This window comes from Blastococcus jejuensis (assembly GCF_039534705.1).
GTDB classification, from domain to species: domain Bacteria; phylum Actinomycetota; class Actinomycetes; order Mycobacteriales; family Geodermatophilaceae; genus Blastococcus_B; species Blastococcus_B jejuensis.
This window is the reverse complement of record NZ_BAAAVV010000003.1, coordinates 286,639-307,138: the sequence shown is the minus strand read 5'-3', so window position 1 is coordinate 307,138 and position 20,500 is coordinate 286,639. Positions and strand designations below refer to the sequence as shown.

19 protein-coding genes are annotated in these 20,500 nt (G+C 70.6%); 5 read left to right on the top strand and 14 right to left on the bottom strand.

All coding sequences use genetic code 11. The features are described 5' to 3' along the window. Nucleotides 1-393: 393 nt before the first annotated feature. From ABD644_RS08540 to ABD644_RS08525, 4 genes are read right to left on the bottom strand one after another with little or no spacing between them, the layout of a single operon-like run. Nucleotides 394-1,650 carry a cytochrome P450 family protein gene (locus tag ABD644_RS08540; protein WP_344688350.1) on the bottom strand — a complete coding sequence of 419 codons (1,257 nt, stop codon included), beginning with the start codon at nt 1,648-1,650 and terminating at the stop codon, nt 394-396. A gap of 11 nt (nt 1,651-1,661) precedes the next feature. Beyond that, on the bottom strand, nt 1,662-2,048 hold the full coding sequence (locus ABD644_RS08535; protein ID WP_344688349.1) for a nuclear transport factor 2 family protein: 387 nt from the start codon (nt 2,046-2,048) through the stop codon (nt 1,662-1,664). Beyond that, nucleotides 2,045-3,277, bottom strand: coding sequence for a flavin-containing monooxygenase (locus tag ABD644_RS08530; protein ID WP_344688348.1), 1,233 nt, complete (start codon nt 3,275-3,277; stop codon nt 2,045-2,047). Before ABD644_RS08530 ends, ABD644_RS08535 begins: the two co-directional genes overlap by 4 nt. A 28-nt stretch (nt 3,278-3,305) precedes the next feature. Then, nucleotides 3,306-3,866, bottom strand: a complete 561-nt coding sequence (locus ABD644_RS08525; RefSeq protein ID WP_344688347.1) for an OsmC family protein — start codon at nt 3,864-3,866, stop codon at nt 3,306-3,308. A 104-nt stretch (nt 3,867-3,970) separates the two neighbouring features. On the opposite strand from ABD644_RS08525, the gene ABD644_RS08520 reads away from it, so the two are divergent. Continuing rightward, nucleotides 3,971-5,776, top strand: a complete 1,806-nt coding sequence (locus tag ABD644_RS08520) for an AfsR/SARP family transcriptional regulator (protein ID WP_344688346.1) — start codon at nt 3,971-3,973, stop codon at nt 5,774-5,776. Nucleotides 5,777-5,895: 119 nt separating this feature from the next. On the opposite strand, the gene ABD644_RS08515 is transcribed toward ABD644_RS08520, so the two are convergent. The 4 genes from ABD644_RS08515 to ABD644_RS08500 form a co-directional block, all read right to left on the bottom strand. Beyond that, nucleotides 5,896-7,077: a cysteine desulfurase family protein gene (locus tag ABD644_RS08515; protein ID WP_344688345.1), complete on the bottom strand. Its 1,182-nt coding sequence runs from the start codon at nt 7,075-7,077 to the stop codon at nt 5,896-5,898. A gap of 158 nt (nt 7,078-7,235) precedes the next feature. Continuing rightward, complete coding sequence (locus ABD644_RS08510) at nt 7,236-7,400, bottom strand: hypothetical protein (RefSeq protein WP_344688343.1); 165 nt, start codon at nt 7,398-7,400, stop codon at nt 7,236-7,238. Between the two features lie 674 nt (nt 7,401-8,074). Next, nucleotides 8,075-8,404, bottom strand: coding sequence for a type II toxin-antitoxin system PemK/MazF family toxin (locus tag ABD644_RS08505; RefSeq protein WP_344688342.1), 330 nt, complete (start codon nt 8,402-8,404; stop codon nt 8,075-8,077). Further along, on the bottom strand, nt 8,401-8,550 hold the full coding sequence (locus ABD644_RS08500) for a hypothetical protein (RefSeq protein ID WP_344688341.1): 150 nt from the start codon (nt 8,548-8,550) through the stop codon (nt 8,401-8,403). The genes ABD644_RS08505 and ABD644_RS08500 overlap by 4 nt, the downstream gene beginning before the upstream one ends. Before the next feature lie 290 nt (nt 8,551-8,840). On the opposite strand from ABD644_RS08500, the gene ABD644_RS08495 reads away from it, so the two are divergent. The 3 genes from ABD644_RS08495 (at nt 8,841) to ABD644_RS08485 (ending at nt 12,037) form a co-directional block, all read left to right on the top strand. Continuing rightward, nucleotides 8,841-9,503 (top strand): HAD family hydrolase, encoded by a 663-nt coding sequence (locus ABD644_RS08495; protein ID WP_344688340.1) that lies wholly within the window; start codon nt 8,841-8,843, stop codon nt 9,501-9,503. 144 nt (nt 9,504-9,647) lie between these two features. After that, nucleotides 9,648-10,256 carry a hypothetical protein gene (locus ABD644_RS08490; protein WP_344688339.1) on the top strand — a complete coding sequence of 203 codons (609 nt, stop codon included), beginning with the start codon at nt 9,648-9,650 and terminating at the stop codon, nt 10,254-10,256. Further along, entirely contained in the window at nt 10,253-12,037 is a 1,785-nt protein-coding gene (locus ABD644_RS08485) for a pyruvate, phosphate dikinase (protein WP_344688337.1), read from the top strand. The genes ABD644_RS08490 and ABD644_RS08485 overlap by 4 nt, the downstream gene beginning before the upstream one ends. Before the next feature lie 48 nt (nt 12,038-12,085). Here the strand turns inward: ABD644_RS08485 and ABD644_RS08480 are convergent, their stop codons facing one another. Both ABD644_RS08480 and ABD644_RS08475 read right to left on the bottom strand, forming a co-directional pair. After that, nucleotides 12,086-13,651 carry a hypothetical protein gene (locus ABD644_RS08480; RefSeq protein WP_344688336.1) on the bottom strand — a complete coding sequence of 522 codons (1,566 nt, stop codon included), beginning with the start codon at nt 13,649-13,651 and terminating at the stop codon, nt 12,086-12,088. A 12-nt stretch (nt 13,652-13,663) separates the two neighbouring features. Next, nucleotides 13,664-14,389, bottom strand: a complete 726-nt coding sequence (locus ABD644_RS08475) for a PEP-utilizing enzyme (protein WP_344688335.1) — start codon at nt 14,387-14,389, stop codon at nt 13,664-13,666. Nucleotides 14,390-14,652: 263 nt separating this feature from the next. Between ABD644_RS08475 and ABD644_RS08470 the strand changes: the two genes are divergently transcribed. Continuing rightward, nucleotides 14,653-15,438, top strand: coding sequence for an SDR family NAD(P)-dependent oxidoreductase (locus tag ABD644_RS08470; RefSeq protein WP_344688334.1), 786 nt, complete (start codon nt 14,653-14,655; stop codon nt 15,436-15,438). Nucleotides 15,439-15,481: 43 nt separating this feature from the next. Here ABD644_RS08470 and ABD644_RS08465 read toward each other — a convergent pair whose 3' ends face one another. The 4 genes from ABD644_RS08465 to ABD644_RS08450 are packed head-to-tail and all read right to left on the bottom strand — an operon-like array spanning nt 15,482 to nt 20,492. Next, nucleotides 15,482-16,939 (bottom strand): hypothetical protein, encoded by a 1,458-nt coding sequence (locus tag ABD644_RS08465; RefSeq protein WP_344688333.1) that lies wholly within the window; start codon nt 16,937-16,939, stop codon nt 15,482-15,484. After that, nucleotides 16,936-18,456: a class I adenylate-forming enzyme family protein gene (locus ABD644_RS08460; protein ID WP_344688332.1), complete on the bottom strand. Its 1,521-nt coding sequence runs from the start codon at nt 18,454-18,456 to the stop codon at nt 16,936-16,938. Before ABD644_RS08460 ends, ABD644_RS08465 begins: the two co-directional genes overlap by 4 nt. Beyond that, complete coding sequence (locus ABD644_RS08455) at nt 18,453-19,724, bottom strand: thiolase family protein (RefSeq protein ID WP_344688330.1); 1,272 nt, start codon at nt 19,722-19,724, stop codon at nt 18,453-18,455. Before ABD644_RS08455 ends, ABD644_RS08460 begins: the two co-directional genes overlap by 4 nt. A 3-nt stretch (nt 19,725-19,727) precedes the next feature. Further along, nucleotides 19,728-20,492, bottom strand: a complete 765-nt coding sequence (locus ABD644_RS08450) for a FadR/GntR family transcriptional regulator (RefSeq protein WP_344688329.1) — start codon at nt 20,490-20,492, stop codon at nt 19,728-19,730. Nucleotides 20,493-20,500 lie beyond the last annotated feature (8 nt).

Here is a 20,500-nt window from a genome sequence, read left to right as displayed (position 1 = left end):
AGCGGGTGACGGGAATCGAACCCGCGTAATCAGCTTGGAAGGCTTGCGACTCCAAGGGCCATCTTGGCTGGTCAGCGCCGAGTCAGGCGCATGTCGTGCCTTCCACGTGCCTTAAGTCATCCCACTCGTCCGGTTCGTCGAGGGGGTGGTCATCGTAGGCGGTGTAGCTCGCCTCGATCTCGGCTGAACGGTGGCGCGCCACCAGCGCGCGAGCGCCTCATCGATCATGGCGGCGTCGGTGTCACCGGATCGCACACGTCGAGCGGCCTGCAGGAGATCGTCGTCGACGGTAGTGCTGAGTCGTGTTCTACTCATGCCACAATCATGCCACGACAGCGGGTCGCCAGCCTCGCCGTGGAGCGCCACGGCGAGGTGAGTCCCCTGGAGAACGGCTCATGCAGGGTGGTCACTCGCGAGAGGTCCGCCTTGTGGGGCGAGGATGACCGGCAGCTCGTGCAGGCCGCGCAGTACCAGTCCGTCGCCGTGGCTCCAGCGCAGTTGCGACCGTGGGACGGCCATCCGCATGGTCGGGAAGCGGCCATGGAGGGTGGTAAAGGCGATCTCTGCTTCGAGTCGGGCCAGTCGGGCGCCCAGGCAGTGGTGGATTCCGTGGCCGAAGGCCAGGTGGCTGGTATCCGCCCGGCTGATGTTCAGGGTCTCCGGGTCGGCGTACCGGCCCGGATCTCGGTTGGCGGCGGCCAGGGAGATGATCACCTGAGCGAACGCGGGGATGATGGTCCCGCCGATGGCGACGTCCTGCTGCGTGTACCTGAACGTCGAGTGCTGGACCGGCGCGTCCCATCGCAGGATTTCCTCGATCGCGCGCGGCACCAGCCCTGGGTCGGCGACGAGCGCGTCGCGCTGTTCGGGGTGCAGCAGCAGGGCGACCGTCCCGTTGCCGATCAGGCTCGTTGTGGTGTCGTGCCCGGCGACGATGAGCTGAAAAATGGTGGAGAGCACCTCCTGCTCGGACAGCGCGTCGTCGCGATCGGCGGAGTTCACGAGGTCGGTGATTAGGTCCTCGCCCGGGGTGTCGCGCTTGCTGGCGAGCAGTTCGACCAGGTATCGCACGATGCTCTCGGAGGCGGAGACGGCCGCGGCCGGCGGCTCGGGCGCAGACGACGGCGCGAGCAGCGTAGTGAACCAGCTCCCGAGGTGGTCTCGGTCCGATTCCGGGATCCCGAGCAGCTCGCTGATGACCGTGAACGGCAGCGGAAAGGCGAAGCCCTTGACGAGGTCGACCACTACGTCGCCGTGCGCCTCGAGGTCGTCCAGCAGCCGGTCGACAATCCCCTGGACACGTGGCCGGAGAGCCGCCATCCGCGGCCGGCTGAACGCAGCCGAGGCGAGTCGGCGCAGCCGGGTGTGGTCAGGCGGGTCGACGCCGAGCATGTGCCGGGCGAAGGCGGGACCGGGCAGGCCTTCGGCGACCACTGCTCCGTCGCGTGCGAGCGCCGCGTGCATGTCTTTCGACAGGCCGGCGTGGGTGAGCGCGGCCTTCGCCTCCTCGTGGCGAACGATCAGCCACGCCCGATGGCCGTCGGCCAGCGTGACCTCGTGCACCGGACCGCCCGCGCGGACCAGCGCGAACAATGGGTACGGGTCGTCTCGGTCGTAGTCCCCCCACGTCTCGAGGGCCGGGTTGCGCATCTGGACCACCCCTAGATCTCGCGGAAGCCCGAGCAGAGCAGATCGATGGTGGCCAGCCGGCCGTCGTCGATCCTGCAGATCGCGGTTTGGGTGCAGGCCCAGCGGGTGCCACGCTGGGCCAGGTCCAGCCGGTAGTGGACCAGCAGTCGATCGGCCACCGGCTCGCCCGCAGATTCCACCAGATCGACGGTGTCCATGTCGGCGAACCAGCCATCGACACGGGCGACGACAGCCTCCCGGCCGTGCTCCTCGATCGGTCCGCCAGGCAGTAGCGCCCGCAGCCGAACAGTGTCTGTGACTGCAGCGGCCAGCCGGACGGGGTCCCGCTCGGCCACCGCCACCGCCACCGCCACCGCCATCGCCACCGCCGTCGCCGTCGCTTGGGGATGCTCGTTCATGACGCATTCCTTCCCTGATGGCCTGCCAGCCCGTCGAGATGGGCGGCGAGGTGCATGGTCAACTCCGTGGCGTCCGTCGCCGCACCGTCGATCAGGCTCGACTTGCGGCGGCGCAGGAACGGCATGCCGATCAGGTACAGGCCCGCGAAGGCCGTCACGCCGCCGTCGTGCATGACGCGGCGCCGGCGGTCGAACGCCGGGACGTCGAGCCAGGACAGATCGGGCCGGTATCCGGTCGCCCACACGATCGTGGCGATCTCCCCGGACCGGAGGTCCAGGGTCAGCGGTGCGGTGGGCAGCTCCGTCGGTGCGAACCGCTCACCGCGCGCCCCCGCCCAGGTGTCGATCGTGTCCAGCAGCCGCCCGAGCTTCAGGTCGGCCAGCGTGCACACGTTGGGCAGCGAGCCGGAGAACTGAGCGACTCCGCTCTCGATCCCGGCCAACCGGCCAACCAGCCGAACCCCGGCCGAGCTCAGTGCATTCAGGTCGACCGTCCGGCCCGGCGAGCCGACCAGCTGCATGGACGGCAGATTCCGCGCCCGGACCAGATCGTCGACCTCGTCGTACCGCTCGTCCAGCACGCCTGCGGCGTCCAGCCACCACAGGATGTCCCGACCGCGGTAGGTGCGTGGCATGCGCACGTGCTCTCCCACGGCGAGCGTGACCGGACGCCCCGAGCGGTGTAACTCGTCGGCGAGTTGGACCCCGCTGGCCGAAGCGCCGACGATCAGCACGCCGCCCGGTGGCAGTTGGCTGGGACTGCGGTAACCCGCCGGAGTCACAGAGGTGATTCCGGGCGGCACCCGGCAGGCCACCGCTGGCACCGAGGGCATCGTCGCCGCCCCGCAGGCCAGCACCACCGTCGGGGCGCGCCAGGCGCCCTGGTCCGTCCCTACCACGTAGCCGCTTCCGGCTGCCCGCACCGACGTGACCGTCGTGCCGGTCAAGATCGGCGCCGCGGACACATCCGCGTACTCCTCGAGCAGTGCGGCGACCAGCTGCGCGCCGAGGTAACCGTCCGGATCGGAACCACGGTAGACATAGCCGGGCAGCCGGGTCATCCAGTTCGGGGTGAGCAAGCGCAGCGACTCCCACCGCTGCGTGCGCCATGAGTTCGCGATCTCGCCGCGCTCGAGGACCACGTGGTCGATCGAGCGAGTGGCGAGGCAGTGACTCATGGCCAGCCCACAGTGGCCAGCACCGATGATCACGGTGGTCGTGTTGGGCACGGCTGCGCCCCCTGCTCGCTGGAGTCGATCAAGAGACGTCAACGGTGACGCGTGTCGGGTTGGTGAGCATGTCGTAGACCGCGGAGCGCTTCTGCGACTGCGCGATCAGCGCCCGGATCTCCTCGGCGGTGGCGTCGGCGTCGATCTGGTAGCTGACGTTGACGCCACTGAAACCGTTGCGGACGTCCGGGTCGGCGCCGAGGATTCCGTGCAGGTCCATCTCGGCGGTGAGGGTGGCCCGCACAGATCGGAGCTGGATCGACCTCTGCTGGGCGACGGCCGCGACGCCTGCGGTGAGGCAGCCGCCGAGGGCGACCAGGACGTACTCCACCGGCGTGATGCCGTTGTCCTGTGCGGCGAACTGCAGCGGGTGGTCGACGTCGTAGCTGAACGTCGTGTGGTGCTGCTGGTCGTCTCCGAAGCCGTAGAAGCTCTCGACGGCTGAGCGGCTGTGCGTGCCCTTGACCCACGACACCGTCGACCGCCACTGGAACTGAGCGATCTCCGGAGTCTCGGCCAGGGCGGAGCGGACGCCGAGCAACGCTTCGACGTTGACGCCGTTGTCTACCTGGATCTCGGACGTGGTCATCTGGTGTGCCTCCCTGATGTATGGGCCGGGCGTGCTGTGCCGCAGCATGAGCCGGAGCTCTGTGACGTGGCCTGTGACCGGGGACGCGGGGGGACAATTCGTCCATGGCGGAACCGCTGGCTATCCATCTGCTGGGTCCGCGGCCGCGCGTTGTCAGGGCTGAGCGTCGGCAGCCAGCCCCTCGTGGTCACAAGGTCTGGGCCCTGCTCGCGTACCTGCTGATCACCGAGTCGGCGCCCAGCCGCGAGTGGCTGGCACAGCTGTTGTTCAGCGACGCGAACGATCCATTCAACACTCTGAGCTGGAACCTGACCCAGCTTCGTCGGCTCCTGGGCCACGGATCGAGCATTGCCGGCGACCCGGTCGTTCTCCGGCTGCCACATGGGACATTCGTCGACGTTCACGCTCTGACGGCAGGCACCTGGATGCAGGCCATCGACGTTCCGGACCTCGGTCGTGACCTGTTGGAGGGCAAGACCTTCTCGGCCTGCCCCGGCTTTGACGTGTGGCTGCTGGCCAACAGACGGAGGCTGGCCGGAGCCGCCGAGAGCGTGCTCCGGGAGGCAGCGCGAGCAAAGGTGTCAGCGGGTGACGCTGCTCGCGCAGCGGAGCTCGCAAGCCGGCTCGTCACCGCCAATCCGCTCGACGAGGATGCCCAAGAACTTCTGATCCGGGCGTATGTCGCGAGCGGTGACCGATCTGCAGCCGAGATCCAACGAGATGCGTGCATCGCGCTCTTCCGTCGCGAGCTCGGGACTGACCCCGGTGTCGGCGTTCTCCAGGCCGCGGAGCCAAAGCATGAGCACGCGTTGCCGCACCGGCGACCGGCCAGGGCCGCGACGGTTGCCCAGCTCGAGGCCGGCATGGGAGCACTTGATGCAGGAGCCGTCGATGCGGCGGTCAGCTTCCTGCGACAGGCGGTCGCAGACGCGCACGACTTGGACGACGGTCCGCTTCGGGTGCAATCCCTTGTCGCGCTCGGATCGGCGCTGGTCCACGGCGTCCGAGGACGCGATGGCGAAGGTGCCGGTGTCCTGCACGAGGCAATCGGCGTCGCTGACCGGATCGGCGCTCCGGGGTCGGCCGCCCAGGCGCATCGCGAGCTGGGTTACGTCGAACTGCTCAGAGGACGCTATGACCGAGCCCAACGGTGGCTCGGGAACGCCGCGAGGCTGGCCGGTGAAGAGTCAACCGAGCGAGCCTGGGCGCTGGCCGTCCAGGGCGTGGTCTCCACAGATGTCGGCCGCTATGACGATGCCTTGAACGCCTTCGACGAAGCCCTGGCTCTGGCGCAGGCGAGAGGGCTGAGCCAGGTGGAGACCTGGGTGTGGACGTTCACCGGCCGGGTGCATCTGCTGCGCCAGGATCTCGAGGAGGCACGCACGTGCCTCACCGAGGGACTGGCGTGGGCGCACACCGTTCGCTGGACCGCCTTCGTGCCGTTACCCGAGGCATTGCTCGCGGATGTCGATCTGGCCGAAGGCCGGGTCGAGGCGGCCGCGATCGCTTACGAGCACGCGCATGCCTTGGCGCTCCAGCTGGGCGATCCATGCTGGGAGGGTTGCGCCGGTCGCGGCCTCGGCCTGGTCGCCGCCTACCGCGGCGACCCCGCAACCGCACTTCGCTGGATCACCGAGGCCCGCCACCGGTGTGTGCGCCTGCCCGACGCCTACCTGTGGGTGGAGGCCTACTGCCTGGACGCCCTGTGCACGCTCGCCGTCGAGCAGCGCTACGCCGACGCCGCGCGCTGGATCGACGACCTGGAGGCACTGGCGACCCGCACCGGGATGCGGGAACTCGTCGCGCGCGCCTACGCCCACCGGGGCAACCTCGGAGACCACGCGGCAGGCGCAGCGGCGCGGGTCTTGGCGGCAGAAGTCGACAACCCCGCACTACGGCGCCTCGAATGACGTCGGAGCCGGCACGGCCCACGGCTGCAGGGACGCGTCGATGCCACCCGGAATGAAGATGTCGCCAGGGCGTGGAGCGGTAGCCAAGCGCCAGTCGCGAGCTGAGGATTGGTAGCCGGTCAGCCACCGCTGGTCAGAAGTGCGGCAGTCAGGGAGTCAGCGGCTGCGGTTACCTGCTGCGCAGTCGTCCACCTGCCGAGCGACAGCCGCAGTGCCGATGCCGCTTGCCCGGGAGTCAGGCCCAGGGCGAGCAGGCTCGCTGATGGCTGGTCGTCGCCGGAATGGCAGGCCGAGCCGGTGGAGCCGGCGACGTCCGGCGCGGCCGCTAGCAGTTCTCGGCCAATCACGTCATCGATGCCGATGTTGAGGGTGTTTGGCAGGCGAAGGGTGGGATGACCGTGGAGGTGGACGCGACCGGGTAGCCGCTCGGTGAGTTCGGCCTGGAGTTGATCCCGCAGCCTGGCGAGGCGGCCGGTCTCACCGGCGGCGAGGCCACGGGCAGCCAGGTCGGCGGCCGCCCCGAGGGCAGCGGCGAGAGCGACGTTCTCGGTGCCGGCGCGCAGGCCGCGCTCCTGCCCTCCGCCGCCGATGATCGGTTCGAGCGTGACACCCTCGCGGACATAGAGCGCGGCGATCCCCTTCGGGGCGTACACCTTGTGACCCACGATCGTGAGTAGATCGACCCCCAGCTTGTCGACGTCGAGGTCCACCTTGCCGGCGCCTTGGGCGGCATCGGTGTGAAGCAGGATGCCGCGCGGCCGCGTGATCTCGGCGATGTCGGCAATGGGCTGCAGGGTGCCGGTCTCGTTGTTGGCGTGCATGACGGTCACCAGCACCGTCTCGGGGGTGATAGCGGCCCGGACGTCGCCGGGGTTGATGCGGCCATAACGATCGACAGGCAGATAGGTGACGTCAACGTCGTGCCACCGTTGCACATGTCGGCACGCTGCCAGGACCGCGGGATGCTCGGTGACCTGCGTGATGACGTGCGGTCGGCCGGTGACGGTGGCGGCGCGGGCCAGTACCGCGCCGCGGACGGCCAACGCGTCAGCTTCAGATCCGCTGGCCGTGAACACGACGGTGGCTGGAGCCGCGTGGAGCAGCGCGGCGACCTGCTCGCGCGCCCGCGTGAGCCGCCGGCGGGGCCCCTCGGCGTAGGCGTGGGCGCTGGAGGGGTTACCGAAGTCCGTCGTCAGGGCTGCCTGGATGACATCGACGACGCGCGGATCCATCGGAGTCGTGGCGTTGTAGTCCAGATACACCGGTCGGCCGGCCAACGCCGGATGCTCATCCTGACCCACCGCAGCACCTCCTTCCGGACATCCCTGCCACGAGCGTGTCCCGATGCCCGGAGGAGCCGCGACAAACGAGCATTGCTCATGATCCACCGCGGGGGGTACAACCGTCGACCCGGGCGGAATGGCTGGCAGTCCGCGGGCGGCAACGTCGCCGGGCCGGCTCACGGCTCACCGCCCGCGAGCTCGCGTTCGATCTGCTCGATGGTCGGTAGGTTGGACTGAAGGGGATCTGGCAGGCTCTCCAGGAGTTGCTGTTCGGCGATGCCGAATGGTCGGGTGTTGTCGCGGAGGCCGGACTCGGCGACGACCCCACTTTCGTCTTGCACAGCGGCAGGCCGATCGTTGGGCCGTCCATGTCGTCCTTGGCCTGGGCATCGACAGCGGTCATGGAGAAGCCTAGGCCAACATGATCAGGCGTGAACTTGCCGGCCTTGATCTCGATCATCACATAGCGGCCCTCGAACTTGAGGGGGAAATGACCCTCAGCAGGCAATGACCCAGCGGTGTCGCCGGGAGCAGGCGAACCGAAATGTCCCGCGCCTGGTCTGATGGAGGCTCTTCATTCGCCGGAAGGATGAGAGTCATGGCGGCACCGCAAGCGCCCGAACGTAAACGGGTCGGGGAAGCCTGTGAACGGTTCCCACGACGCCGCGGTGGAGCGGGTGACGGGAATCGAACCCGCACAGTCAGCTTGGAAGGCTTGGGACCCCGAGCGCCATCTTGGCTGGTCACCGCCGAGTCGTGCGCCTGCCGTGCCTTCCGCGTGCCTCAGCGCCACGTGGTCGGTCGGACGAGCGGCCCCTCGCTCGTCCGACCGGCGAGCGGCAGCCCAGTCGAGTGCAGCGGTTCGCGGCGTCCTCGCTGCCCACGCCGGCCCGGAGGAGCAAGTCCCTGTTGACCTCCCCGTCCGGCAGGGCTGACCGGCCGGTCATGCGGGGCGGGGGCCAACCTCAGCCCACGGTCCCGCGATCTTCAGGTGGGCTCCCCCCACCGACACTTGTCAGTCTGCGCAGTCGACCGCGACGGCGAGGGCTGCGCAGATCTGGCGCATGCGCGTGTCGGCCAACCGTCCGAGCCGCTCGACGAGGACCGCGACGGGGATGCTCTCCACCGAGTCCAGGTTGACCACGCAGCGCCGGGGGACCGGGTCCTCGCCGGGCTCGAGGCCGATCTCGCTGACGAGGCCGCGGATCGTGGTCGTGCATGGCGCTACGAGTGCACGCCGGTGTCGGGGGATCACCGCGTCGCGGGAGAGGACGACGACCGGGCGGCGCCCGATCTCGGCCATCTCGCACCACCAGACCTCACCGCGCGCCGGCAGCGTGGTCACGACCGTCCGGCGGCTTCGCGAAACGACGCCAAATCACCCCACTCGTCCGGTTCGTCGAGCGGGTGTTCGTCGTAGGCCGTGTAGCTGGCCTCGATCTCGGCTGAACGGTGGCGCGCTACCAGGGCGTGCAGCGCCTCATCGATCATGGCGGCGTCGGTGTCGCCGGATCGGACCCGTCGAGCGGCGTGCAGAAGGTCCTGGTCCACCGTTGTGCTGAGTCGTGTTCTACCCATGCCACAACTATGCCACACCTCGTTGTCCTGGTTGCCCGCGGCGGTCCGGGCGCCCGAGAGGTGCATCGCGGATGACTGGATCGACCGCCGGGCTATCGACGAGGAGGTCCTCGCCTGCGACCTCGCTGCAGCTCAGTGGCGGACGGGGTCCGCACCTCGCTGCCCTAAACGGGGCGCGCCGAGGAAGGATGTCCCTCGTGCCGATGGACGTGCGCCCTACCGTGGTGCTGTTCGACTGGGACGGGACGTTGGTCGACACCCGGGCCGCGCTGCTGGGTGCGTGGCACGACGTCACCGAGGCGGTGCTGGGTCGCCGGTTCCCGGTCACCGCCGACGAGCAGCGGTGGGCCTTCGGCCGCCGGGGGGCCGAGACGTTCCCCGAACTCTCCGACGACCCGGCGGTGGTCGCCGCGCTCATCGCCGGCTTCACGCCGGCCTACCAGCGGTACGCCTCGATGGTGACGCCCTTTCCCGGTGTTGCCGACCTGCTGGCACGGCTGCGCGCTGCGCGGTGCCGCATCGGCGTGATCACGTCGAAGACGTCCGACCGGTTCGCCCTCGATGCGGCCAGGACCGCGCTGGACGCCGGATGGGAAACGGTCGTCTGCGCGGAGGACGTCGTGCAGGGCAAGCCACATCCCGAGCCGGTGGTGACCGCACTGCGGCGGCTGGGTGTCCAGCCGGCCGAGGCCGTCCTCGTCGGGGACAGTCCGGCTGACATGGCGGCCGCCGTCGCCGCCGGGACCCGAGCGATCGGGGTGGGATGGGGGTTCTCGTCGCCCGCAGAACTGCTGGACGCGGGCGCGTCGCTGACCGTCCGCACCTGTGACGAACTGCTCGCCGAGTGTCTCGGGCGACCCGGCTGACATCGGATCACTGATCGGCTCCCAGTCGGTGTGCCCGAGGAAGTAGTGTGAGAGACGCCACGTTCGGGCGCCTTCAGGTGCTCCAGCGTTGGGCAGACATCGGATGTCTGGGCCCACGGGGTCCCGTTCACATGGGTGGTGCGCATGACCGACCTCGACCTGCTCGCGCTGCACGGGCTGGCGGTGAAGAAGGCGGGGACCCCTGAGTCCGTGGCCGACGTGCTCGGTGCCGAGCCGGCCGCCGTCGCTTCGGCCCTGGAGGCCCATGTCGCCGCCGGGCGGGCAGTGGGGGCCAAGGGCAAGTTCATGGTGGCAGCGGCTGGCCGTTCCTGGCTCGACGACCGGTATCCGGAGGTCTTCGCGCAGCTCCGGTCCGACGAGGCCGCCACGGCCGCCTACGACCGGTTCGAGCGGGTCAACCGCGAACTGCTCGCGCTCTTCACCGACTGGCAGACGATGCCCGCCGGGGGCGAGCGGGTGCCGAACGACCACACCGACGCCGACTACGACCGCTCGGTCATCGACCGGCTGGGGGATCTGCACGAACGGGCGGACAAGGTGCTGTCCCGGCTGGCTGCGCTCGAGGGGAGGCTGTCGCGGTACACCGAGCGCCTCGACGACGCCTACGACAAGGCGCTCGCCGGTGAGACGGACTACGTCAGCGGCGTGCGGGTCGACAGCTACCACACGGTCTGGTTCGAGCTCCACGAGGACCTGTTGCGCATGCTGGGCCGTACGCGGGAGGAGCAGTGACGGCCACGGCGGTGTCCGTTCCGCGGTCGGTCGTCCTCGACGGCTCGGTGGAGCTGGGCAAGGATCTCCTCGGCGGCAAGGCCTGGGGCATCGTCCGCATGCGCCGGGCCGGGCTGCCCGTTCCCCCTGCCTTCGCCCTGCCGGTGCCCGAGTGCGCGCACTACCACCAGGCCGGCCGATGTCTCGACGACGGCGCCTGGGCGGCGGTCCGCGAGGGGATGGCCGAGCTCGAGCGCGCCACGGGCAAGCGGTTCGGCGACCCGTCCGCCCCGCTGTTGGTCTCGGTGCGCTCGGGGGCTGCCGTGAGCATGCCCGGCATGATGGACACCGTCCTCGACCTCGGCATCACCGACGAGGTCGAGCGCGCCCTCGCCGCGGCCACCGGCGATCCGGACTTCGCCCGCGACACGCACGCCCGGTTCTGCGCGCAGTTCGGGCGCATCGTGCTCGGCGCCGACATCGACCCGGCGGCTCCGGCCGCCTCAGCCGCGCAGGTGCGTGCCGCCGTCGAGGAGGACTGTGGTGACACCGTGCCCGGCGACCCATGGGAGCAGCTGAGGCGGGCCATCTGCGCCGTGTTCGAGTCGTGGGGCTCTCGCCGCGCCGTCGCGTACCGCAAGCACTGGGGGATCAGCGACCTCGGGGGCACGGCCGTCACGGTGCAGGCGATGGTCTTCGGCAACCTGGGGGAGAACTCGGGAACAGGGGTGCTGTTCACCCGGGATCCGCTGACCGGCGCGCCCGAGCCCTACGGCGAGTGGCTGCCCGGCGGTCAGGGCGAGGACGTCGTGAGCGGCACGCACGCCGTGCTTAGCCTCGCCGACCTCGCCCGCGACCTGCCCGACGTGCACCAGCAGCTGGTGGACGTCGGCCGGCGGCTGGAGGCCGAGCACGGCGATCTGCAGGACGTCGAATTCACGGTGGAGCAGGGCCGGCTGTACCTGCTGCAGACCCGGGCAGCCAAGCGCTCCCCGGCCGCAGCGGTCCGCACGGCGGTGGAGCTGGTGGAGGAAGGGGTGATCACCCCCACGATGGCCCTGGGCCGGGTGACCCCCGAGCAGGTCGCGAGCGTGCTGCGTCCGTGCCTCGCGCCCGGCGCGACGGACGACGCCGAGCTGCTGGCCTCCGGCGAACCCGCCTGCCCGGGGGTGGCCGGCGGCATCGCGGTCAGCGACCCGGACGAGGCCGACGCGCTGGCCGCGGAGGGGCAGGACGTGGTGCTGGTGCGCCCCACGACCAGTCCCGAGGACGTGGCCGGGATGATCGCCGCCCGGGCGGTGGTCACCGAGCTGGGTGGTGCGACGTCGCACGCTGCGGTCGTCACCCGTGCGCTGGGGCGGCCGAGCGTCGTCGGCGTGGGGCCGGACACGGTGGCGGCCTGGCTGGGGCGGGAGGTCACCGTCGACGCTTCGTCGGGCCGGGTCTACGCCGGCCGCCTGCGCACCGAGGAGGTGGCCGTCGACTCCGACCCGCACCTCGTGCAGCTGCTGGCCTGGGCGCGTGACACGGCACCGGTCACCGTGACGACCGGGGACACCGCTGCCGACGTCGTCGATCTCGACGCCGCGGGGGTCGGGCTGGACCCCGAGCGTCCTCCGGCCGACGACGAGTTGGACGCCGCCCTCGCGGGGGCTGTCGCTGCCCGAGGTGCGGTGCTGAACACCGCAACCGGTGCAGCCGCCGCCCTTCGCGCCGGGGTCACCACGGTCGTCGCGCTGCCGTCGCAGCCCGAGCTGGTCCTGCTGATGCGCTTCCTCGCCGCTCCGCGCACCGACGACTGAGCGGCGGGTGGGGAGGCCGCCCTCCCCACCCGCCGCTAGCGCGAGGGCTCAGGCGTTGCGGCCGGCCTTCTCGCGCAGGGCTGCGATGTCGGCGCGCACCAGCCCTGCACCGGCGTCCTTCAGCGTGATCGAGTTCTGCTGGGTCGCCTTGTACAGCTCGTCGGCCCGCGGGTCCTCGGGATGGTGCTTGACCCACGTGTCGTCGAGTCCGCGGAGGTGCGGCGCCACGGTGGCCGGCGTGAAGCCACGCACCGCCGCGTTCACCTCGTCCTGGGTCAGCTTGCCCCGGGTCGTCGTGTACTTGCCCGTCTTGGGGGGCAGCGACGTCGACCCGCCGCGGATCGGGCCCACCCCCGACGTCCACTCGTCGTCGGACAGGACCGAGTAGGGGATCGTGCTCCACATGTCGCCGGGAGCGCCGGAGAAGCGGGACATGTGGTACTCGCTGCCCTGCTGGCTGCGCAGCGAGATGTAGCCGACCAGCTCACCGATGAGGTGGCCGCCGTACTCGTCGTTGAACAGCGGCTTGAAGCGCTGCGCGCGGTCCTCGACGGTGAACCACTCCTCCTGGTCGTACACGCCGGCGAAGTGCGCCATGTCGCGGACGACGCCGTAGTAGACGAGCAGGCCGGCGTCGATCATCTGGTCCCGGGTCCACCCCGCCATCCGCTTCCACAGCTCGGAGGTCGCGTGGGACATCTTGTCCCGCAGGTGGTCGAGGTAGTCGGCCAGCTCCCCGTGGTTGTCCATGTGCACCGGCAGATAGCCCTCGGACAAGTAGTCGGAGGTGTAGAGGCCGACGGCGACCATGTTGTCGTGGCTGTAGGCAGGGGTCGCCTCGAAGCTGCCCCAGTCGTCGAGGATGTTGAAGTGCGTGTCCTTCATGATCACGGGCAGCGTGAGGTTGTTGAACGGGATCTCGTCGGCCACGCCGTCCAGCCAGGGCAGGTCGCCCTCGCCGAGGTTGTGGAAGTCGCGCACCAGCATCTCGGCGTCGCCGACCTTGTAGGGGCCGGAGTTGCCGATTCCCAGCCGGCACTCGCAGTCCTTGAGGAAGGCGTACTGCGACACCGTGGCCAGGAACCGGTGCACCGCGGTGTGCAGCTTGTCACCGGGCTTGGTGCCCAGCGCATCGGCCTCGAAGACCTGCGTCACCCGCTCGGGGTGCAACTGCTGCCGTTCCCCGTTGTCCTGGGCCAGCACGTGGTGGTCCGCGCGCTTGTAGGAGAGATTGAGCCGCTTGGCGAAGTCGAGGACGAACATGACGTCGTCGATCGCGTCGGTCGCCTTCAGCATCCCCATGTCCATCAGGATCTGACGGCCGCCGAGGTAGAAGTCCGGGATGATGCCGGCGGTCAGCACGTTCACGTACGAGCTGACCTCGCGTGCGCGGTCGCCGATCTCCTCGGCGGGCATGGCGGCGTCGATCTTGCGGAGGAGCTCCGGCCACCGGTACCAGGCGTTGAGGTAGCTCATCGCGATGTAGGGGTTGACCGGGAAGAGCTTGGACTCCTGGACGGTGCGCGTCGTGCACTGCCAGTAGAACTTGTCGCTGTTCTTGCGGATCCAGTGGTTGGTCTCGAGCAGGTCGCGGTAGCTGTGGGACGCGGGCATCGGGGCGGCCTCTCAGGAAGTCTTGATGATGCGGGCGCGGGCGGCGTCGTCGCGCGCGGCGTAGGCGTCCGCGGCGGGCTTGGAGTACTCGACGAGCACCGTGTCACCGTCGGCGAGCCCGTCGAGCTCGGCGGCCATGAGGCAGGGGATGTTGTACTCGCGGGTCAGGATCCCGAGGTGCGAGCGGATCGTCCCGCCCATGCAGACCACACCGGCGAAGTCCTCGAGGATCGGTGCGGTCAGGGTGCCGCCCGAGTCGTCGATGACCGCGATCGTCCCCTCCGGAACTCCCTCGGTCAGCATCTCCATGACCACCTCGACGGTGGTGATGAACCGGGCGGTCCCCGTCAGGTCCGACCTGGCCTTGAACACGTTGTCGCCCGTGCCGACGATCGGCCGGCCCTCCTCGTCGGTGGGCTGGTTGCCGGAGTCGCCGATGCCGGCCTCGGGCTTGTGCTTCTCGGGAGCCTCGGTGAAGGAAACCTGCGCCGAGTACTCGAACAGGTAGCCGGTGGCGAGCATGTCGGCCTCGATGCGCTCGAAGTCCTCCCGCGTCAATTCCATCGCGGGGTCCTCCACGGCCTCCTCCCAGCTCTTCCCGCTGGCCGCGAAGCGCTCGGCGACGAGCTTGCGGACGGCGGAGTGGAAGAACTCCACGGTGGGTGTCATCGCCTTGCCGCCCCACTTGTCGGGGACGACGCCCTGTTCGGTCGTCGGTGGCGCGGACGTGTCGGTCACCAGGCCTCCTCATCGTTGTGCGGTCGTCGGGGCCGGCGACCCGACAGAGGTCGAGCGACCGGCATACATCGGATGCCTGGCCTCACCAGGCATGTCGCGAAAGTAGCGCAGCTCACACAATCCTGTAAGAGCAAGCCGGTCAGCAGACTTTGTTCGTGCCTCTTGACGCCTGATGTGACGGGGGCCACGCTCAGACATCCGATGTCTGGCGACCTGCTGTAGGCGCCCAGGAGAGACCCGTGCGCGGGTCAGGAGGAGGACCCGTGGGCCTGCTGGAAGGGAAGGTCGCCGTCGTCACCGGTGCCAGCACCGGGATCGGGCGGGCGATCATGTCCACGTTCTGCCGCGAGGGTGCGCGCGTCGTCGCTGCGTCGCGCACGGCTTCGCGCCTCGAGGAGGCCGCGGAGAAGGTCCGGGCCGACGGCGGAACCGTGCACACGGTCGCAGCCGACCTGTCCGAGGACGACGAGGTCGGGCGGGTCATCGATGCGGCCGTCGCCGAGTTCGGCGCGCTGGACGTCCTGGTGAACAACGCCGGTGTCGGCTACGCCTACCGGGCGGTGCGCCCGGGCAGCATGCTGCCGCTGGACGAGTCCTCGCTGGACGACTGGAACCACGTCATGGGGATCAACCTCGGCAGCGTGGTGTACGCCTGCAGGCGCGCCATCCCGATCATGAAAGAGCAGGGCGGCGGCTCGATCGTTAACGTCGCGAGCGTGCTGGGGCTCCGGGGGCACCCCGACGCGCACGCGTACACGACCGCCAAGGGCGCGATCGTCAATCTGACCCGGTCGCTGGCGACGACGTATGCCCGCTTCGGGATCCGGACCAACACGATCTGCCCCGGATACATCGACACCCCGATGGTCGCCGAGTACGTGCCGTTCCTGAACAGCGAGGAGCAGCGCTTCGTCTGGAACCCGATGGGCCGCACCGGCGAGCCTCGGGAGATCGCGGACGGGGCGCTGTACCTGGGCTCGTCGATGGGGTCCTACTGCAACGGTGCCGAACTGGTCATCGACGGCGGGATGATCGCCAAGTCCGGCTGACCGTCCGGGCGGAGTGCCGGACGCGTCCCTCGGCACTCCGCCCTCAGTTCTTGCGCAACTCCACGTCCATCACCTCGGAGGCCACCCGCACGTAAGGGGTCCGGGTGAGGCCCAGCAGTTCCTGCACCTGGCGCACCTCCGGTGACGACAGCGGGTAGTCCCGGCGCACCGGACCGGCCGCGCGCATCGCATCCACCGCCGGCCCCGGGATGAGCGCGCGGAGGATGAGTTCGTCGTCGTCGGTCCCGGTGCCGTGCCGCGCCCGCAGCTCCTCCAGCGACGGCTGCTCCGGCGGGGTGGCCGCCACCAGCGTCGCTCTGCTCGAGGACATGATCCGGTCCAGGACGTCGGGATCGATCGGGGCCGGCGGGGCGCCGTAGTGGCCCGCGGCGTAGGCCACCACTTCGTCGGGGACGACGGACCATCGCCGACCGCTGACCACGTTGAGGACCGCCTGGGTTCCGACCAGTTGGCTGAACGGTGTCGCCATGATCGGGTAACCCAGCTCCCGGCGCACTGCCGCGGTCTCGGCCAGGACGTCGTCGAGCCGGTCGGCCATGCTGTGCTGCGCGAGCTGGTTGCGCAGGGTCCCGGTCATCCCCCCGGGGATCTGGTGCGTCGCGCTGAACAAGTCGTACTCCGAGACCTGGTCCACGGGGTAGCCGGCGGCTCGTCCCACGGCCCGGAAGTGGTCGGCCACGGGGGCCAGCAGTGACGTGTCGAGGCCGTGGGTGTGCCCACGCAGCTCCAGGTTGCGCAGCACGCTCTCGGTGGAGGGGACCGACGGGCCGTTGGCCATCGGACGGCTGGCCGTGTGCAGGATCGTGATGCCCAGCTCCACCGCCTCGGCGTAGGCGAGCCCGGAGGTGCCCATCAGGTTGTTGGAGTGGAACTCCAGCGGCTTGCCGAGTGCGGCGGCCTGCAGCGTCGGGACGAGCGTGCGCATCCGCTCGACGTCGAGGACGCCTGCGGTGTCGTAGAAGAGGATCGTGTCGATCTCCGCGACGCCGGCCATCTCCGCCGTGCGGGCGGCGAAGTACTCATCGGTGTGCACCGGTGAGAGGCTGAAGAACACGGTCCCGGCCACCTCGGAGCCGTACTCCTTGGCCACGCGGGCCAGCCGCGCCATGTTCTGCCACCCGAAGGCGCAGTCGTAGATCCAGAACGAGCGCACGCCGTGCTCGTTGAGCCGGCGCATCCAGGTGTCCATCAGGGCGTCCGGGGTGACGCCGAAGGAGACCGCGGCGTTGGCGCGCATCCCGCCACGCATCGGAGTGCGCTGGATGGCGGCCCGCAGGAGGTCCAGGCCGGCCCACGGGTCCTCGCGGCAGTACTTCACCAGCACCTCGAACATCGAGCTGCCCGCGTAGTCGATCGTGCGGAAGCCGGTCCGGTCCAGAAGGTGGGCGACGGGCAGCGCCATGCCTGCCTGCATCCGCATGCCCCACAGCGACTGCTGCCCGTCGCGCAGGGTCGTGTCCAGCAGCGCAACGTGTGTCACGGGGTGACCTCCCGGTCGGGGTCGACGGCTTCGCGCAGCACGGTCTTGAGCACCTTGCCGGCGGGGTTGCGGGGCAGCTCGGCGCGGACGACGTACGCGCGGGGACGCTTGTGCCGGGCGATCGCGGCCAGGCAGCGGGCGTCGAGTGCGGCCGGATCGAGATCCGCGCCCTCGTGCGGCACGACCACGGCGACGATCCGTTCCCCCCACTCCTCGTCGGGGACCCCGATCACGGCCACGTCGGCCACCGCGGGGTCGGCGGCCAGCACGTCCTCGACCTCGCGGGGGTAGACGTTGTAGCCCCCGGTGATGACGACGTCCTTGGCCCGGTCCACCAGGGTCAGGTACCCGCCGCCGTCGAAGCGGCCCAGGTCGCCGGTGTGCAGCCAGCCGTCGCGCAGCGTCTCCTCGGTGGCGTCGGGACGGTTCAGGTAGCCGGCCATCACCGTCGGCCCGGACACCACGACCTCCCCGACCTCACCGGGCGGCAGGGGTCGGCCGGCCCCGTCCACCACGCGTACGCGGGTGGCGAAGCGGGCCGTCCCCACCGACGTCAGCCGGTCGGGCCGGTCGAGGCTCGCGGCGACGTCGGCGGCGGACATGGCGGTGATCGTGTTGGGTGACTCGCCCTGGCCGTAGCCGTTCCAGACCCGGGGTCCGAAGGCCCCGACCCCGGCTCGCAGGTCCTCGGCGCGGACCGGTGCCGCGCCGACCAGGACCGTGCCCAGGCGAGCGCTGTCGAGACTCCCGGCCCCGGAAACCAGCCGGCGGAGCAGGACGGGGGGCACGAACAGCGTCGTCCGGTCGTGGGCGTCGACGAGGTCCACCACCTCGTCGACGTCGAAGCCGCCGGAGGCGGGCAACACCTGCGTGGCTCCCCGGCCGAGGAACGACAGCGCGAACAGCCCGGAGGCGTGCGAGAGCGCCGCGGCGTGCAGCAGGCAGTCCTGCGGGCCGACGGGAGCGACGTCGGCGAAGTACGCCGAGGCCGTGGCCAGCAGGTTGGCGTGGCTGAGCCGGGCCCCCTTGGCCCGGCCGGTGGTGCCCGACGTGTAGAACAGCCAGGCGTCGTCGGTCGCCGCCCGGGGGACGAGGGGAAGCGGTTCGGCCCGGCCCAGGTCGTCGTCCGTGCCGCCGAGCGGATGCAGCGGTGTCGAGGTGTGCGGGGCCAGCCCTCCGGCCAGGGAGTCGTCGGTGAGACAGAGCGAGGCGGCGCAGTCGGCGATCAGCGAGGCGGCTTCGCGGGGGTGCAGTCGGGCGGCGATCGGCACCGCCACCGCACCGGCGTGCCACACCGCGAGCAGTGAGGCGAGGTAGGCGGGGCTGTTGTGCGCCCAGAGGGCCACCCGGGCTCCGGGCTGGATCCCGTGCACGGACCACAGCCCTCCCGCGCGCCGGGCGACGTCCTCGGCCAGGCCTGCCCACGTGGTCACCGGACGGTCGCCGTCGAACACCGCCGTCCGGTCGCGCAGGCGCCGGGCAGGGCCGTCGATCAACCCGGCGAGGTTCGCGCTCACCGCCGGGCCGGGGCCTCGAGGACGGTCATCGCCACCGCCGCCTCCTCCAGGCCGATCAGCCCGCCGCCGTTCTCCGCGACCGCCAGCCGCGCGCCCTCCACCTGGCGGGGCCCGGCCTCCCCCCGCAACTGGGTCACCAGTTCGTGGACCTGGGCCAGGCCGGTGGCGCCGATCGGATGCCCGCGGGACTCGAGCCCACCGGAGGGATTGACCGGGATCCGACCCCCGATCCGGGTCTCACCGCGCTCCGCCGCCGGGCCGCCGTCCCCCCGCGGCACCAGTCCCAGGTGCTCGATCTGCTGGACCTCGCCGACGGCGGTGGCGTCGTGCACCTCGGCGACGTCGACGTCCTCCGGCCCCACACCGGCGGTCGCCCACAGCCGCTGGGCGGTCCGCGCGCTGACGTGCTCGTCGGGCTCCGCGCCCGTCCAGCCGCCGCCGTGCCCCAGGACGCTGGCACGGATGCGAACCGCACGCCCGCGGCCCAGCCGGTCCGCGGCGGCGGGTGAGCAGATCAGCGCGGCGGCCGCACCGTCGCTGACCGGAGAGCACATCGGCAGGGTCAGCGGCCAGGCGATGGTCCTGCCGGCCAGCACTTCCTCGACGGTGAACGGACGCCGGTACTGGGCCCGGGGGTTGTGCACCGAGTGATCGTGGTTCTTGGCGCTCACCGCGGCGAACTGCTCGACCGTGCTGCCCCAGAGCGCCATGTGCTGGCGGGCGAAGGCGGCGTAGATGTCCATGAAGACGCTGCGCGCGGCCAGCTCCTCGACTCCGGCAGGTACCGGCGTGGCACGGCCGAATGCGGCGAGGCCTGCGAGCGTCTCCTCCCGGCCCGACTCGTCCCAGGAGCCGGAGAAGGCATCCAGGGACCGCTGCCGGTCGAGGGAGACCATCTTCTCCGCGCCCACGGCCAGGACGACGTCGGCCATGCCGCTGCCGACGTAGGCCACCGCCAGGTGGAGCGCGGACGAGGCGCTGGCGCACGCGTTCTCGACGTTGACGACCGGGACCGTCCCGAGGGGCAGGTCACGGAGCATCAGCTGGCCCCGGATCCCGTGCTGGCCGTCCATGGCGCCCTGCACGGCGTTGCCGACGATGACCGCCTGGACGGCTTCGTAGCCGACGCAGGCGTCGCTGAGGGCTTCGCGGACCGCACCCGTGGCCAGGTCGGCCAGCGAGCGGTCCAGATGTCGCCCGAAGGGGGTCATCCCGACTCCGAGGACGTAGGCCTCCGGGCTGCCGGGGGCCGACGCGGGGAAGCTCATCGTTTACTCGCCGTCGTCATCGCGGCTGCGTCCGGTCCGGCCGATCAGTCGGCCGCCCAGGGTGGTGGGGTCGGCGCCCGTCAGATCGGCCTCCTCGTGAACGAGCTGATGCAGCCACGATTCGGACGCAGCCAGGTGCACGGTGGCCGCCGCGCGGGCGAGCACGGGGTCGCCGACCTCGAGCGCGTTGATGATCTGCTCGTGCTGGTCGAGGGCCCAGGCCATCTTGGATCCCTCGGTGTATCCGCGCCACAGCCGGGCCCGGAGGCCGCGCGTGGAAAGGGCGTCGAGCACCGAGCACAGTGTCTCGTTCCCCGTGGCGCGGGCGATCGCGGCGTGGAACTCGACGTCCAGCGCGATCTGCTCCTCCACGTCGACGGCGGCGCGGAGCTCGTCCAGCGACGCTCGCAGGTCGGCGACTTCCCCGGAGGTGATCCGGTGGGCGGCCAGGCCGGTCGCAGCCGGCTCGAGCAGGCGCCGGACCTCGAAGATCTCCAGCAGCGTCTGCCCCCGCATGAGGTCCATCACGAAGCTCAGCCCCGACATCAGCAGGCCGGGCGCCAGGCTGGTGACGTAGGTGCCGTCACCGCGCCGCACATCGAGGACGCGCGCCTGGGACAGCGCGCTCACGGCCTCGCGCAGCGAGTTGCGCGACACGCCGAGTTCCGTGGCGAGCTCCTGCTCCGGCGGGAGCCGGTCACCCGGCGCCAGGCGACCGTCCGCGATCAGATCGCGGATCGCCTCGATCGCGGCATCGGTGACACCCACAGGACAGA

Excerpts from the sequence above, each read along its gene's own strand:
- ABD644_RS08495 (WP_344688340.1), top strand. The coding sequence starts at position 8,841 with ATGGACGTGCGCCCTACCGTGGTGCTGTTCGACTGGGACGGGACGTTG.
- ABD644_RS08535 (WP_344688349.1), bottom strand. The coding sequence starts at position 2,048 with ATGAACGAGCATCCCCAAGCGACGGCGACGGCGGTGGCGATGGCGGTG.
- ABD644_RS08525 (WP_344688347.1), bottom strand. The coding sequence starts at position 3,866 with ATGACCACGTCCGAGATCCAGGTAGACAACGGCGTCAACGTCGAAGCG.
- ABD644_RS08490 (WP_344688339.1), top strand. The coding sequence starts at position 9,648 with ATGACCGACCTCGACCTGCTCGCGCTGCACGGGCTGGCGGTGAAGAAG.
- ABD644_RS08540 (WP_344688350.1), bottom strand. The coding sequence starts at position 1,650 with ATGCGCAACCCGGCCCTCGAGACGTGGGGGGACTACGACCGAGACGAC.
- ABD644_RS08480 (WP_344688336.1), bottom strand. The coding sequence starts at position 13,651 with ATGCCCGCGTCCCACAGCTACCGCGACCTGCTCGAGACCAACCACTGG.
- ABD644_RS08455 (WP_344688330.1), bottom strand. The coding sequence starts at position 19,724 with ATGAGCTTCCCCGCGTCGGCCCCCGGCAGCCCGGAGGCCTACGTCCTC.
- ABD644_RS08520 (WP_344688346.1), top strand. The coding sequence starts at position 3,971 with ATGGCGGAACCGCTGGCTATCCATCTGCTGGGTCCGCGGCCGCGCGTT.
- ABD644_RS08500 (WP_344688341.1), bottom strand. The coding sequence starts at position 8,550 with ATGATCGATGAGGCGCTGCACGCCCTGGTAGCGCGCCACCGTTCAGCC.